Source organism: Streptomyces sp. NBC_01635 (assembly GCF_045209715.1).
Classification (GTDB): Bacteria; Actinomycetota; Actinomycetes; order Streptomycetales; family Streptomycetaceae; genus Streptomyces; species Streptomyces hirsutus.
In genome coordinates this window covers 2,071,776-2,085,707 of sequence record NZ_CP109277.1, presented here as the reverse complement: position 1 = coordinate 2,085,707, position 13,932 = coordinate 2,071,776, and the positions used below count along the sequence as shown (strand labels likewise).

The 13,932-nt window shown below is 72.3% G+C and carries 13 protein-coding genes and 1 pseudogene; 12 read left to right on the top strand and 2 right to left on the bottom strand.

Annotated features, from left to right (window positions below; translation table 11 throughout):
* The first annotated feature begins 59 nt into the window (after nucleotides 1-59).
* From OHB56_RS09925 to OHB56_RS09880, 10 genes are all read left to right on the top strand, one after another.
* Nucleotides 60-695, top strand: coding sequence for an NUDIX hydrolase (locus tag OHB56_RS09925; protein WP_326751919.1), 636 nt, complete (start codon nucleotides 60-62; stop codon nucleotides 693-695).
* Between the two features lie 162 nt (nucleotides 696-857).
* Nucleotides 858-2,915, top strand: a complete 2,058-nt coding sequence (locus OHB56_RS09920; RefSeq protein WP_406352740.1) for a tetratricopeptide repeat protein — start codon at nucleotides 858-860, stop codon at nucleotides 2,913-2,915.
* A 132-nt stretch (nucleotides 2,916-3,047) separates the two neighbouring features.
* On the top strand, nucleotides 3,048-4,172 hold the full coding sequence (gene ald, locus OHB56_RS09915) for an alanine dehydrogenase (RefSeq protein ID WP_326751917.1): 1,125 nt from the start codon (nucleotides 3,048-3,050) through the stop codon (nucleotides 4,170-4,172).
* 506 nt (nucleotides 4,173-4,678) lie between these two features.
* A complete protein-coding gene (locus OHB56_RS09910; protein WP_079034968.1) occupies nucleotides 4,679-5,806 on the top strand; it encodes a ParA family protein in 1,128 nt (375 codons plus the stop codon).
* Complete coding sequence (locus OHB56_RS09905; RefSeq protein WP_079034967.1) at nucleotides 5,791-6,357, top strand: hypothetical protein; 567 nt, start codon at nucleotides 5,791-5,793, stop codon at nucleotides 6,355-6,357. Before OHB56_RS09910 ends, OHB56_RS09905 begins: the two co-directional genes overlap by 16 nt.
* An 18-nt stretch (nucleotides 6,358-6,375) precedes the next feature.
* Nucleotides 6,376-7,563: a segregation and condensation protein A gene (locus OHB56_RS09900; RefSeq protein ID WP_406352737.1), complete on the top strand. Its 1,188-nt coding sequence runs from the start codon at nucleotides 6,376-6,378 to the stop codon at nucleotides 7,561-7,563.
* The gene (scpB, locus tag OHB56_RS09895) at nucleotides 7,560-8,213 is read left to right on the top strand and encodes an SMC-Scp complex subunit ScpB (RefSeq protein WP_326751915.1); all 654 of its coding nucleotides are present in this window, start codon (nucleotides 7,560-7,562) and stop codon (nucleotides 8,211-8,213) included. Before OHB56_RS09900 ends, scpB begins: the two co-directional genes overlap by 4 nt.
* Before the next feature lie 21 nt (nucleotides 8,214-8,234).
* Nucleotides 8,235-9,305 (top strand): pseudouridine synthase, encoded by a 1,071-nt coding sequence (locus OHB56_RS09890; protein ID WP_406352735.1) that lies wholly within the window; start codon nucleotides 8,235-8,237, stop codon nucleotides 9,303-9,305.
* Nucleotides 9,306-9,366: 61 nt separating this feature from the next.
* Nucleotides 9,367-10,086, top strand: a complete 720-nt coding sequence (locus tag OHB56_RS09885; RefSeq protein ID WP_406352733.1) for an NUDIX hydrolase — start codon at nucleotides 9,367-9,369, stop codon at nucleotides 10,084-10,086.
* Entirely contained in the window at nucleotides 10,083-11,102 is a 1,020-nt protein-coding gene (locus tag OHB56_RS09880; protein WP_326751912.1) for an ADP-ribosylglycohydrolase family protein, read from the top strand. The genes OHB56_RS09885 and OHB56_RS09880 overlap by 4 nt, the downstream gene beginning before the upstream one ends.
* Nucleotides 11,103-11,135: 33 nt before the next feature.
* On the opposite strand, the gene OHB56_RS09875 is transcribed toward OHB56_RS09880, so the two are convergent.
* Nucleotides 11,136-11,828, bottom strand: a complete 693-nt coding sequence (locus OHB56_RS09875; RefSeq protein WP_326756947.1) for a DNA polymerase beta superfamily protein — start codon at nucleotides 11,826-11,828, stop codon at nucleotides 11,136-11,138.
* 78 nt (nucleotides 11,829-11,906) lie between these two features.
* A pseudogene (locus tag OHB56_RS09870) lies at nucleotides 11,907-12,092 on the bottom strand (Rieske (2Fe-2S) protein); the annotation flags it as partial.
* Nucleotides 12,093-12,469: 377 nt separating this feature from the next.
* Between OHB56_RS09870 and aroH the strand changes: the two are divergent.
* Both aroH and OHB56_RS09860 read left to right on the top strand, forming a co-directional pair.
* The gene (gene aroH / locus OHB56_RS09865) at nucleotides 12,470-12,832 is read left to right on the top strand and encodes a chorismate mutase (protein ID WP_406352731.1); all 363 of its coding nucleotides are present in this window, start codon (nucleotides 12,470-12,472) and stop codon (nucleotides 12,830-12,832) included.
* Nucleotides 12,829-13,914 carry a prephenate dehydrogenase gene (locus tag OHB56_RS09860; RefSeq protein WP_326751910.1) on the top strand — a complete coding sequence of 362 codons (1,086 nt, stop codon included), beginning with the start codon at nucleotides 12,829-12,831 and terminating at the stop codon, nucleotides 13,912-13,914. Before aroH ends, OHB56_RS09860 begins: the two co-directional genes overlap by 4 nt.
* The last annotated feature ends 18 nt before the right edge of the window (nucleotides 13,915-13,932 follow it).

Genomic DNA, 13,932 nt, shown 5'->3' with positions numbered 1-13,932 from the left:
GGCGAGCGCCCCGGCCGCCGCTGTGCGCCTGCACGCCTGCACGTCTGGGAAGGACCGCAATGACCGGAACGACCATCAAGGACACCCCGGAGGAGTGGGAGGTCCGGGCGACCAGGACGCCCTTCGTCGGCAACAAGACCTCCGTACGCACCGACGACGTGGTCATGCCCAACGGGACCGTGGTCCACCGTGACTACCAGGTCCACCCCGGTTCCGTGGCCGTCCTCGCCCTCGACGACACCGACCGCGTCCTGGTCCTGCGCCAGTACCGCCACCCCGTGCGCCACAAGCTGTGGGAGATCCCGGCCGGCCTGCTCGACGTCCCCGGCGAGAACCCGCTGCACGCCGCCCAGCGGGAGCTGTACGAGGAGGCGCACGTCAAGGCGGAGGACTGGCGGGTGCTGACCGACGTCTACACCACCGCCGGCGGCTGCGACGAGGCCGTGCGGATCTTCCTGGCCCGGGGGCTGTCCGAAGCCGACGGCGACCGCTTCGACGTCGAGGACGAAGAGGCGGACATGGAACTGGCCCGGGTGCCCGTCACGGACCTGGTCCGCGGCGTGCTGGCCGGCGAACTGCACAACAACTGCCTGGTGGTGGGTGTGCTTTCGCTCGTCGCCGCGCGGGACGGAGACGGACTCGACGCGCTGCGTCCGGCCGAGGCGCCGTGGCCTGCCCGCCCGTTCGAAGCCTGAACCACCCCGGTCTCCTCGTGATGTGACCATCGGCTGATCCGATCGGGGGACGCGTCCGCCGTGCTCCACACGGAACGTAGCAGAGCGTGAACTAGGCTCTGAAAAACGTCCGATCCGGAGTCCCGGCGGGCTTGCGCGTGCGGTGGGACGGGAGTGTGGCCCGTGACGGACCAGGCGGTGGACACGGACGGCGTGCGGTTCTCCCACGACGTTGCCGCGGAGACCCGATTCCTGGGCCGCACCAGAGAGTTGAAGGAACTCCGGGCCGACATCGAGCGCGCCGGGCTCGACACCCTCTCCGGCCGCAAGGCTCCCCGCGCCCGGGTGCTGCTCATCGCCGGCCGGCCCGGCTCCGGCCGGACGACGCTCGGTGAGGAACTCGTCCGCCAGGTCGCCGACCGCTACCCCGACGGAGTGCTGCGCGCCCGGCTGAGCGAGACCGACGGCGCGCGCGTGCCCGTCGAGCGCTCCGTGCGGGAACTGCTCGACGCGCTCGAGGTGCCCACCCCGGCCGGCGCCGACGAGGACGATCTCGTCGAGGCGCTGCGGACCGCCCTGGCCGGCCGCCGGACGCTGCTCCTGCTGGACGACGCGGCCGACGCCGAGCAGGTCGACGCCCTGCTGCCGGACAATCCCGACTGCCTGGTGATCGCCATCTCCCAGGGCCCGCTGACCGGCATCTCCGACGTCCGCCCCTGCACCCTCGGCGGCCTCGACACCAAGTCCGCCGTGGAACTGCTGTCCCGGATCGCCGGCTCGGTCCGCATCACCGTCGACCCGCGGGCCGCGGAGGGCCTGGCCGAGCAGTGCCAGGGACAGCCCGCCGCCCTGGTCCTGGCCGGCGGCTGGCTCGCCGCCCGGCCCAAGGCCGCCGTCGCCGACCTCGCCAGGCATCTGCACGCCGGAGCCGACGAGGGCACCGTGACCGGCCGCGCCCTGCGGCTGGTGCACGACGAGCTGCCCGCGCCCGCCGCCCGGATACTGCGTCTGCTGAGCCTCGCCCCGGCTGGCCTGGCCGACCCGCACACCGCCTCCGCCCTCGCGGGATGCTCGGTGAGCAGCGCGCGCACCACCCTGGACGACTTCGTCTCCGTGGGTCTGCTGCACGCCGTGGAGACCTCGCCGCCGCAGTACGAGGTGCCCGGCTGCCTGCACCCCCTGCTGAAAGGCCTCGCCGAGGCCCACGAACGGCCCGGGGAGCTCCAGCTGGCCCGCGCCCGCATGCTGGAACGGACCGTACGGCTGCTCCAGTCGTGCAGGGCCATCACCGAGACCGACAGCCCCCAGGCACGCGAGAAGCTCCTCGGGATGCCGCGCTCCCTGCGCTTCCCCAGCCCCCGCGACGCCGCCGACTGGCTGCGCGTCCGCAGGCCCGCTCTGCTGGCCTCGGCCCGCCTCGCGGTCGCCGACGGGACGCTGGACACCCTGGCCCGCCGCCTGATGGCCCAGCTGGTGCGCGCCATGGTGGCCCACTTCGGGACCCGGGCCGCCGCCGGCGACCTCTACGGCATCCACCACCTGGTCCTCGACGTGGCCGAGCGCAGGGGACTTCCCCGCGAGCAGGCCGCGGCCCTGCTGAACCTCGGCGACCTCGACGCCCGTACCGGCCGCACGGCCGACGCGCTGGCGCGCTACCGGGCCGCGCTGGACGCCGGCCGCGCGGCGAACGATCCGTACGCGACCGGCCGTGCGACGGAATCCGTGGGAGGCGCCCATCTGGAGCTCGGCGACTTCGACCGGGCCGCCGACTGGTTCGGCCGGGCCCTGGCCGAGCGGCTCGCTCAGGGCGAGCGCGCGGACGCCGCCCGCCTGTACGGCCGGATCGCCGCCGCCCACACCTACGCCGGCCGCTACGGCGAGGCGCTGCGGAACTGGCGGGCGGCGGTCGCCGGGCACCGGAAGAACGGAGATCTGGCCGCCCAGGCGCGCGCGTTGAGCGAACTGGCCCGGGTCCAGGAGTACGCGGGGCGTCCCGAGGATTCGCTGCGCACCTGCCGGGAGGCGGTGGAGTGGGCCCGGCGGGCCGAGGACACCCGGCTGCAGGCCGCGCTGCACCTGCGGCTCGCCGACACGTTCGACCACCTGGGAGACCCCACGTCGGCCGCGCTGCACCGAAGCTCGGCGGAGCAGATGCTGGGAGAAGAGGCCCAGGAGCCTGGAATCGACCCGAAGCAAGAAGACAACGCCTACGAAATCCGCGGCTCCCTCGCGGAAGATTGATGCTTTGTAAGGCTGTGCAGCGGGAATGCCTTCATTGAGATGGTCTTGCCGCGTCGTCTTCCGCGGTCTCTCCCGGTGTGCGCGCGTGCCCGGGTATGTGTAGCACTACCTCATGTCCCCGAACCAAGGACCGTGATCGACGTGAAGGTCGGCATCCCCCGCGAGGTCAAGAACAACGAGTTCCGGGTGTCCATCACCCCCGCCGGCGTACACGAGCTGGTGCGCCACGGTCACCAGGTCGTCATCGAACGCGGCGCCGGCGTGGGCTCCTCGATCCCGGACGGCGAGTACATCGCCGCGGGCGGGCAGATACTCGACACCGCCGACGAGGTGTGGGCCGCCGCCGACCTGCTGCTGAAGGTCAAGGAGCCCGTCGCCGAGGAGTACCGCCGGCTGCGCAAGGACCAGACCCTCTTCACCTACCTGCACCTGGCCGCCTCCAGGGAGTGCACGAACGCCCTCCTGACCTCCGGCACCACCGCGATCGCCTACGAGACCGTGGAGCTGCCCAGTCGCGCGCTGCCGCTGCTCGCCCCCATGTCCGAGGTCGCGGGCCGGCTGTCCACCCAGGTCGGCGCCTACCACCTGATGCGGGCCGGCGGCGGCCGCGGCGTGCTGCCCGGCGGGGTCCCCGGGGTGCCGGCCGGCCGTGCCGTGGTCATCGGCGGAGGCGTCTCCGGCTGGAGCGCCGCGCAGATCGCCGTCGGCATGGGCTTCCACGTGACCCTGCTCGACAAGGACATCAACAAGCTCCGTGAGGCGGACCGGGTCTTCGGCACGAAGATCCAGACGGTCGTCTCCAACGCCTTCGAGCTGGAGAAGGCCTGCATCGAGGCCGATCTCGTGATCGGCGCCGTGCTGATCCCCGGCGCCAAGGCGCCGAAGCTGGTCACCAACGACCTCGTCTCGCGGATGAAGAGCGGGAGCGTCCTCGTCGACATCGCGATCGACCAGGGCGGCTGCTTCGAGGACTCCCGCCCGACCACCCACGCCGAGCCGACCTTCAGGGTCCACGATTCGGTCTTCTACTGCGTCGCCAACATGCCCGGCGCCGTGCCCAACACCTCCACCTACGCGCTCACCAACGCCACGCTGCCGTACATCGTCGAGCTCGCGAACCGCGGCTGGGTGGAGGCGCTGCGCCGCGACCCCGCGCTCGCCAAGGGCCTCAACACGCATGACGGCGAGGTCGTTCACCGGGAGGTCGCCGCAGCACACGGTCTGGACCACGTCGAACTCGCCGCGCTGCTCGGCTGAACCCCGTCGCGCTGCCCGGCCGGACCGGGAAGGTGCCGCGCGGACGCCGCCCCGGACCGTCTCCGTGTGGCCGTCCCCGGCTCGACGCCCGGAGGCCGCCTCCGGGCGTTAAGTCGACCAAGTCGCGCTCGACAAAGGCGATACGTCAACTTCTTCGGTCAACGTCATGCATCCGGACCCACCTTGCCCATCGAGCGTGGCGAGATGTGTGTATGGTCACTTCACGGATCAGGGGCAACTCGCCTCGAACGCACCCCTTCCACCGATTCGCACACCGGTGAAACCTGCCGTGCGACGGCCGTACGCCCTTGACAGAGGGATGTTTCATTGTCGACACATCGGGCCGGGTCCGGCGGATTGTGTTGCTGCGGACCGCCGACACGCCATAGAGTCGCCAACCGTCGGCATGATGCCACGCTGACCTGTCTAGAAGTTTCCTGGTCACCAAGGAGGTAAGACGACTTGTGAATGAGTCGACATTTACTCCCGGGGGTGGTCACCCAGGAATGACTGCACGGGGGCGAGGTCCCGCGGGGTTCGCTCCTGTCGGCTCCGTCGCCGTGCGCACCTTCGCACCCCATCAGATCCAGCAGGCGACTCCCACTGCACACCAGAGCATGGATGGCCATCACGTGAACGCCATGGCCGGCGACGGAAGTGGCGCGCCCCACAACCATTTCGCCGACTACGACGAACTGCCCGAGGGGCACTTCTACGATCCCGACGCCGAGTACGAGCCGGATCCCGAGTACGCGGCCACCCTCGCGCCCGACGCGGCCCGCCAGCGCCGCGAGCGCGTCGGCCCGACCGGACGTCCGCTGCCGTACTTCCCGATCCCGGGCCCGCTGACCGACCACGGTCCCGCGAAGATCATCGCGATGTGCAACCAGAAGGGCGGCGTCGGCAAGACGACGTCGACCATCAACCTGGGCGCCGCGCTCGCGGAGTACGGACGCCGGGTGCTGCTCGTCGACTTCGACCCGCAGGGCGCGCTGTCGGTCGGACTCGGCGTCAACCCGATGGAACTCGACCTCACCGTCTACAACCTGCTCATGGAGCGGGGCATGGCGGCCGACGAGGTGCTGCTGAAGACGGCGGTCCCCAACATGGACCTGCTGCCCAGCAACATCGACCTGTCGGCGGCCGAGGTCCAGCTGGTCTCCGAGGTCGCCCGCGAGTCGACACTGCAGCGCGCGCTGAAGCCGCTCATGGACGACTACGACTACATCGTGATCGACTGCCAGCCCTCGCTCGGCCTGCTCACGGTCAACGCGCTGACGGCCGCGCACAAGGTGATCGTGCCGCTGGAGTGCGAGTTCTTCGCGCTGCGCGGTGTGGCGCTGCTGACCGAGACCATCGAGAAGGTCCAGGAGCGGCTCAACCCCGAGCTGGAACTCGACGGGATCCTCGCCACGATGTACGACTCGCGCACGGTGCACAGCCGCGAGGTGCTCGCGCGTGTCGTCGAGGCCTTCGACGATCACGTCTACCACACGGTCATCGGGCGCACGGTCCGCTTCCCGGAGACCACCGTCGCCGGTGAGCCGATCACCACGTACGCGTCCAACTCCGTCGGCGCCGCCGCCTACCGCCAGCTTGCCAGGGAGGTGCTCGCCCGGTGTCACGCCGAGTGAGTCTGCCGGGGGCCGACGAACTCTTCCGTACGACAGGGGGGATGGCACTCCAGGCGTCCACGCCCAGGCGCCAGGCCAACGGCGAGGGCCGGGTCCCCGCTCCCGCGGGGGAGAGCGACGCGGCCGCGGCCCAGGAGGACACCCCGCAGTCGGTGCCCGCGCAGGGCGGTGACGGCGGGGGCGCCGAGCACGTCGCCACGGACGCGGAGCCGGCCGAAGCGGGCGAGTCCCGCAGCCGCGCCGCGCCGGAGCGCTCCGCGCGACGGCAGGGGGCGTCGGAGGGACCGGCCGCAGAGACGGCCCCCCGCAAGCGCGGAAGGGCAGCGGCACGCCGGCCCAGCGGCCGCGAGCGGCACGACGAGAAGATCACGGTGTACGTGTCCGCCGAGGAGCTCATGGACCTCGAGCACGCGCGTCTGGTGCTCCGGGGCGAGCACGGACTGGCCGTCGACCGGGGCAGGATCGTCCGCGAAGCGGTCGCCGTGGTCCTCGCCGACCTGGAGTCCCGCGGAGACGCCAGCATCCTCGTACGACGTCTGCGCGGACGGTAGCGGTAGCCTGCGGAGGCCATGACCTCGAACGACACCCCCGCCGCCGGACGCGGCCCGCGGCCCGGCCGCCGTCGCGCGCTGGGGCGGGGACCGGGGGGCGTGCCGCCCACGACACCGCCCGCGGAGGCGGGGGTGGAGGCGGACGCCGCTCTGCCGCCCGGGACGGCGCCCGCGGGCCCCGGGACGGGCGACGAAACGGCCGCCGGGCCCGGGGCGGCGGGTGCGGGGGACGCCGGCTCGGGGACGCACGACCCGGAGCGTGCCGAGGGGCACCCGAGGGCCGAGGGAGCCGGGACGGCCGACGAGGCCGCGGGGCCCGAGGCGCTCGCGGGGTCCGAAACGGTCGGGGCGGCAGAGGCGGCCGAGGAGGAGGGCGACGGCCGGTTCAAGGTCCGGCTGTCGAACTTCGAGGGACCGTTCGACCTGCTGCTTCAGTTGATCTCCAAGCACAAGCTGGACGTCACCGAGGTCGCGCTGTCCAGGGTGACCGACGAGTTCATGGCGTACATCCGGGCACTGGGACCCGACTGGGACCTGGACGAGACGACCGAGTTCCTGGTCGTCGCGGCCACGCTGCTCGATCTCAAGGCGGCCCGCCTGCTGCCCGCCGCCGAGGTGGAGGACGAGGCCGACCTCGCCCTGCTGGAGGCCCGGGACCTGCTGTTCGCCCGCCTGCTCCAGTACCGCGCGTACAAGCGGATCGCGGAGATCTTCGGCCTGCGGCTGGACGAGGAGGCCCGGCGCCACCCCCGTACCGTGGGGCTCGAACCGCACCACGCCGAGCTGCTCCCCGAGGTCGTCATCAGCATCGGCGCGGAGGGGTTCGCCCGGCTCGCCGTCAAGGCGATGCAGCCCAGGCCCAAGCCGCAGGTGTACGTCGACCACATCCACGCGCCGCTGGTCAGCGTGCAGGAGCAGGCCGGGATCGTGGTCGCGCGGCTGAGAGAGCTCGGCGAGGCCAGTTTCCGGGCCCTGACCGAGGACACGGACGACACCCTGACCGTCGTCGCCCGGTTCCTCGCGCTCCTGGAGCTGTACCGGGAGAAGGCCGTCGCCCTCGACCAGGAGACCGCGCTCGGCGAGCTGACCGTGCGCTGGACCGGCGGTGACGGGACCGCCGCCCCCACGGTCACCGACGAGTTCGACCGACCGCCCGAGGCGCCGGGAGAGCCGCCGAAGGAAGGAGAAGGGGTGAGCAGGACGTGAGTGAGGACACAGACGATGCTCCCGCGGGGCTGCGCACCGTCGCGGACCTCGAGCTCAGGCCCGCGCTGGAGGCGGTTCTCATGGTCGTGGACGAGCCCGCGACCGAGGAGCGGCTGGCGAAGATCCTGGAGCGGCCCCGACGGCAGGTCGCGGACGCGTTGCGGGCGCTGGCCGACGAGTACACCGTCCAGGGACGCGGCTTCGAACTGCGGCTCGTCGCCGGCGGCTGGCGTTTCTACAGCCGTCCCGAGTACGCCGCGGCCGTCGAGGGCTTCGTTCTGGACGGCCAGCAGGCCCGGCTCACCCAGGCCGCCCTGGAGACCCTCGCCGTGGTCGCCTACCGTCAGCCGGTCGGCCGCAGCAGGGTCTCCGCCGTGCGCGGAGTGAACTGCGACGGGGTCATGCGCACCCTGCTGCAGCGCGGTCTGGTCGAGGAGGCGGGCACGGAACCCGAAACAGGTGCGATCCTGTACACGACGACGAACTACTTCCTGGAGCGGATGGGCCTGCGCGGTCTGGACGAGCTCCCGGAGCTCGCGCCCTTCCTCCCCGAGGCGGAGGCGATCGAGGCCGAGACCCAGGAAGCCGTGCCGTCGTTCGATCCGGACGCCCCGGACCCGGACGACGGTCCATCCGACGAACACGCATAAAACGACAACAACGGAAATGTGATGCGAAGCAGCGGCAGCGGCAAGAGCGGCGGACGCGGTAACCCCCGCGGTTCCGGCGGCAACAGGGACCAGAAGCAGGGGCAGGGCCGCCCCGGCAAGCCCCGCCCGGAGGAGCGCCGCTACGACGTGGGACCCGGGCCCACCAAGGAGGGCCCGAAGTCCGGCCGCACCGGCGCCAAGCCGTCCGGCGGCTCCTCCCAGGGCTCCCGGTCCGGGCAGAAGGGCGGCGGGGGCCGTACGGTTCCGGGCCGCTCACGCGAGTACGAGACGCGGATCGAGGAGCGCAACCGCGACCGGTACGCGGAGAAGAAGGACGTCAGGCTCCCGAAGACCTTCCCGGGCGCCGAGCAGGAGGGCGAGCGGCTGCAGAAGGTCCTCGCCCGCGCGGGGTACGGTTCCCGGCGCGCCTGCGAGGAGCTGATCGAGCAGGCGCGGGTCGAGATCAACGGCGAGATCGTGCTGGAGCAGGGCCGCCGGGTCGACCCGGCGAAGGACGAGGTCAAGGTGGACGGGCTGACCGTCGCCACCCAGTCCTACCAGTTCTTCTCGCTGAACAAGCCCGCCGGTGTCGTCTCCACCATGGAGGACCCCGACGGGCGTCAGTGCCTCGGCGACTACGTCACCAACCGCGAGACCCGGCTGTTCCACGTGGGCCGGCTCGACACCGAGACCGAGGGCGTCGTCCTGCTCACCAACCACGGTGAGCTGGCGCACCGGCTGACCCACCCGCGGTACGGGGTGAAGAAGACCTACCTCGCCCACATCGTCGGGCCGATCCCGCGCGACCTGGGCAAGCGGCTGAAGGACGGCATCCAGCTGGAGGACGGTTACGCGCGCGCGGACCACTTCCGCGTCGTCGAGCAGACCGGCAAGAACTACCTCGTCGAGGTGACCCTGCACGAGGGCCGCAAGCACATCGTGCGCCGCATGCTCGCCGAGGCGGGCTTCCCGGTCGACAAGCTGGTGCGCACCGGCTTCGGGCCGATCACCCTGGGCGACCAGAAGTCGGGCTGGCTGCGCCGGCTGTCGAACACCGAGGTCGGCATGCTGATGCAGGAGGTCGAGCTCTAAGGCCTTGTGCGGGACCGCACCTCCTTTTATAGTCGACCTGACTATAAAAGGAGGTGCGGTCATGGGCGGCTACGACAAGTACGCCTACGAGCCCTTCGCCGTCACCGTGGACCTCGCCGTGTTCACGCTCCGCACGGGCGTGCTGCACGCGCTGCTCGTCGAGCGCGGTGAGGAGCCGTACGCGGGCCGCTGGGCGCTGCCGGGCGGGTTCGTGCAGCCGGACGAGTCGGCGGAGACCGCCGCCCGGCGTGAACTCGCCGAGGAGACGGGGCTGACGGACGTGTCCGGACTGCACCTGGAGCAGCTGCGGACCTACAGCGAACCCGGCCGAGATCCCCGGATGCGGGTCGTCTCCGTCGCCTTCACCGCGCTGCTGCCCGACGCCCCCGAGGCGCGCGGGGGCGGCGACGCGGCGCAGGCCCGCTGGATCCCGTACGGCTCCGTGCGGGGGCTCGCCTTCGACCACGACCGGATCCTGGCCGACGCCCGGGAACGCGTCGGCGCCAAGCTCGAGTACAGCTGCCTCGCCACCGCCTTCTGCCCGCCCGAGTTCACCCTCGGCGAGTTGCAGCAGGTCTACGAGACCGTGTGGGGCACCCCGCTCGACCGGCCCAACTTCCGGCGCAAGGTGCTCGCCTCCTCAGGCTTCGTCGAACCGGTCCCGGGCGCCGCACGCCTCACCGGCGGCCGGGGCAAACCCGCCGCGCTCTACCGGGCGGGCACCGCCACCACCCTCCACCCGCCTCTGCTCCGGCCGGCCCCGGAAGGACGTCCCGCATGAACACCGTCGTCACCAAGCGCGCCGCCACGGGCGCACTCACCGGACTCGCCCTCGGGGACGCGCTCGGTTTCCCCACCGAGTTCAACGACGTCCCCTCGATCCTCACCACGTTCGGGCCGTGGCGGGAGATGGGCCTGCCGAAGCCGGCGATCGTCACCGACGACACCCAGATGACGCTGGCCCTGGGGCGTGGACTGCGCACGGCGATGGACCGGGGACGGCTCGCCCCGAAGCGGCTGGAGCGGCCGGTGCGCGAGGAGTTCGTGGACTGGTACCGCTCGCCCGAGAACAACCGGGCGCCCGGCAACACCTGTCTGAAAGCCTGCCACCTGCTGTCCGAGGAGGACCGCTCCTGGCAGGACGCCAGTCAGATCGGCTCCAAGGGCTGCGGCGCCAACATGCGGGTCGCGCCCCTCGGACTCGCTCCCGGGCTGAGCGAGGAACAGCGCGCGGGCGCCGCCCAGTTGCAGTCGGCCCTCACCCACGGGCACCCGACCGCGCTCGCCGCCTCCGACCTCACCGCCCACGCCGTACGCCTGCTCGCCGAGGGTGCCGAACCGACCGGGCTGATCGGCCTGTTGCGCTCCTACGCGTACGAGAACCGCACCCGCTACCACGCGGTGTGGCTCGGCGACCTGTGGACCCGCGCGGGGGACCCCAGCCCCGAGCACTTCATCGCGCGCGGCTGGGACGACTGCCTGGAGATCCTGGAACGCCTCCGGCGCGCCGTGCGCACCGTCTCGCCGGAGACCGACCCGTGCCTGGCCACGGGGGAGGGCTGGATCGCGGAGGAGGCCCTCGCGACCGGGCTGCTGTGCTTCCTGCTCTTCGTCGACGAACCGCTCACGGCCCTGCGCCGCGCCGCCTGCACCTCCGGCGACTCCGACTCCATCGCCTGCCTCACGGGTGCCTTCGCGGGCGCCCACCTCGGCGCGGACGCCTGGCCGGACGCCTGGGCCGACCGCATCGAGTACCGGGACGAACTGCTGGCCCTGGGAGCGCTCTGGGACCTCTGAGGGGGAGCACGCAGGGCAAGGGGACGCCCGTCCCTACCCTGCCCGCAGGGCGGAAGCGCGGCGGACGCGGACCAGGAAGTCCTCGATCCGGCGTCGGTCCGGTTGCGCCGGCAGCGGTGTACGGGGCAGCGCCTCAGCGGCCTCCTGCTCCAGCCGGGCCATCCGGACTTCGACCTCGGACCAGGGCACCTCGCCCCGCTTCACCGCCAGCAGCGGCTCGCGGTGCTCGCCCACGTCGACGGTGAGGACGCCCGTGCGCAGCACGTCGCGGGCGGAGGCCAGCAAGCGGAGCAGATGCATCGCGTGCTTCCAGCGGGGCGCCCCGTGCACGCGGACGTCGGCCTCGAGTTTGCGGCGCTGGCCGTACGCGTACCCGATGAACGTCTCGTGGACCCGGCGGGAGAGGAACGCCCCGCGCAGGGCGAGCAGTTCGCGACCGGTGTCGTCGGCGTACTCCACGAACGACGAGTGCAGGCACTCCAGGATGTTGGGGTTGGCGCGCAGGGCCAGCTCGCAGAAGCGTTCCAGCTCCCAGCTGAACTGTTCCTCGGCCGGGCCCTCGACATGGGTCGGCGGCTTGTCGAAGCGCCAGAACAGGGGAGTGGGAGCGAGGAAGACGCCCCGGCGGTCGGTGTCGCTGCCCTCCGTGGCCAGGCCGAAGGCACGCGAACCCATGACGCAGGCGTAGACCGTGTGGTCGCGGACCAGGAGCTCGGCGGAATGCATGCCCGGAGCGTACGGGCCGGCTCGCGCCGGGCGAATCGAATTTCTCTCCACCGTGATCCGCTCCGCGGGCAGCGCCCTGGCGGCCGGCCCCCGCTCCACCGAGCCGTCGGTGATCCGGAACCGGCTGCCGTGGCAGGCGCAGTCGACCGTGCCGTCCGAGACGCTCGCCACCAGGCGGTTCCGGTGGGTGCGGATCGCCGAGAAGGCCTTGAAGCCGCCCTGCTCGGGCCGGGTCACCACCACCTTCTCGTCCTCGAGGAGCACGCCCCCGCCCCCCGGGGTGTCGTCGGTCGTGGTGAGTCCCCGCCCCGCCGAGCCTTCCGGTGCCGCGGTGTCCGAGGAGGTGTCCGGCGGGGAGCCGTCGCCGCTTCCGCCCCCGTTCCCGCCGCAGCCGGCGGCCGGCGCCGTCGCGCCTGTCGCGAGAAGGACCGTGCGTCGTGCGGTGCGCAGGAGCGTGCGGGGGGCGTGCCCGTCATGTCGTCACTCCGGGGGAGGGAATCACCGGGAACGGGGATCTTCGTGAGATCACGGCGTTTTCGCGCCGGCCGTCTCGGCGGGCGGGCACCGGACACCCACCGCGCCCGTTCTGACTAGGCTGGACGACCGAACAACCGATACGCACGTCAGCAAGGAGCAACGCCGTGGCGGTACGAGCGGTCCGGGGTGCCGTCCAGCTGGAGCGGGACGAGGCCGGCCACATGGAGGAACAGGTCGGCGCGCTGCTCACCGCAGTACTGGAACGCAACGATCTGGTCACGGACGACCTGATCAGCATCTGGTTCACCGCCACGCCCGACCTGCACAGCGACTTCCCGGCCGCCGCCGCCCGCAAGCTCGGCATCGTCGACGTCCCCCTGATCTGCGCCCAGGAACTGGACATCGAGGGCGCCCTGCCCCGCGTCGTCCGCATCCTCGCGCACATCGAGTCCGACCGGCCGCGCGCCGGGATCGCCCATGTGTACCTCGGCGCCGCGGCGGCCCTGCGCAAGGACATCGCCCAGTGAGAACCGCGCTCGTCATCGGTACCGGACTGATCGGCACGTCCGCCGCCCTCGCCCTGTCCCAGCGGGGCGTCACCGTCCACCTCGTCGACCACGACCCGGAACAGGCCCGTACGGCCGCCGCGCTCGGCGCCGGTACCGACGGCCCCCCCGAGGGGCCGGTGGACCTGGCGATCGTCGCCGCCCCGCCCGCCCACGTGGCCCGGGTGCTCGCCGACGCCATGGAGCGAGGGGTGGCACGGGGCTACATCGACGTCGCCAGCGTCAAGGGCGGACCGCGCCGCGAACTGGAGCAGTGCGGGCTCGACCTCTCGGCGTACATCGGCACCCACCCCATGTCCGGTCGTGAGAAGTCCGGCCCGCTGGCGGCCGGCGCGGACCTCTTCGAGGGCCGCCCCTGGGTGCTCACGCCCACCCGGGACACCGACACCGAGGTGCTGAACCTCGCCCTCGAGCTGGTCTCGCACTGCAGGGCCGTCCCGGTCGTCATGGACGCCGACGCCCACGACCGCGCCGTGGCCCTGGTCTCCCACATGCCGCACCTGGTGGCCGGCATGGTCGCCGCGCGCCTGGAGCACGCCGAGGAGGCCGCCGTACGGCTGTGCGGGCAGGGCATCCGGGATGTGACCAGGATCGCGGCCTCCGATCCCCGGATGTGGATCGACATCCTCTCCGCGAACCCCGGCCCGGTCGCCGACCTGCTCACCGACATCGGCTCCGACCTGGAGGAGACCGTACGGGCCCTGCGCGCGCTGCAGTCCTCCGACGAGGACAAGCGGCGCGAGGGCAGCACCGGCATCGAGGACGTGCTGCGCCGCGGCAACGCCGGCCAGGTCCGGGTCCCCGGCAAGCACGGCTCGGCCCCGCGTGCGTACGAGATCGTGGCGGTGCTCATCGACGACCAGCCGGGACAGCTGGCGCGTATCTTCGCGGACGCCGGCCGTGCGGGCGTCAACATCGAGGACGTCCGTATCGAGCACGCGACCGGGCAGCAGGCCGGTCTGGTGCAGCTCATGGTGGAGCCCCAGGCGGCTCCGGTGCTCACCGCGGGGCTGCGGGAGCGGGGCTGGTCCGTCCGGCAGTAGCACCTGCCGGACGGTGGC

What these genes read in the sequence shown, in the direction of transcription:
- OHB56_RS09925 (WP_326751919.1), top strand. Translation starts at nt 60, where the DNA reads ATGACCGGAACGACCATCAAGGACACCCCGGAGGAGTGGGAGGTCCGG.
- OHB56_RS09910 (WP_079034968.1), top strand. Translation starts at nt 4,679, where the DNA reads ATGACTGCACGGGGGCGAGGTCCCGCGGGGTTCGCTCCTGTCGGCTCC.
- OHB56_RS09900 (WP_406352737.1), top strand. Translation starts at nt 6,376, where the DNA reads ATGACCTCGAACGACACCCCCGCCGCCGGACGCGGCCCGCGGCCCGGC.
- OHB56_RS09890 (WP_406352735.1), top strand. Translation starts at nt 8,235, where the DNA reads ATGCGAAGCAGCGGCAGCGGCAAGAGCGGCGGACGCGGTAACCCCCGC.
- OHB56_RS09885 (WP_406352733.1), top strand. Translation starts at nt 9,367, where the DNA reads ATGGGCGGCTACGACAAGTACGCCTACGAGCCCTTCGCCGTCACCGTG.
- OHB56_RS09880 (WP_326751912.1), top strand. Translation starts at nt 10,083, where the DNA reads ATGAACACCGTCGTCACCAAGCGCGCCGCCACGGGCGCACTCACCGGA.
- OHB56_RS09875 (WP_326756947.1), bottom strand. Translation starts at nt 11,828, where the DNA reads ATGCATTCCGCCGAGCTCCTGGTCCGCGACCACACGGTCTACGCCTGC.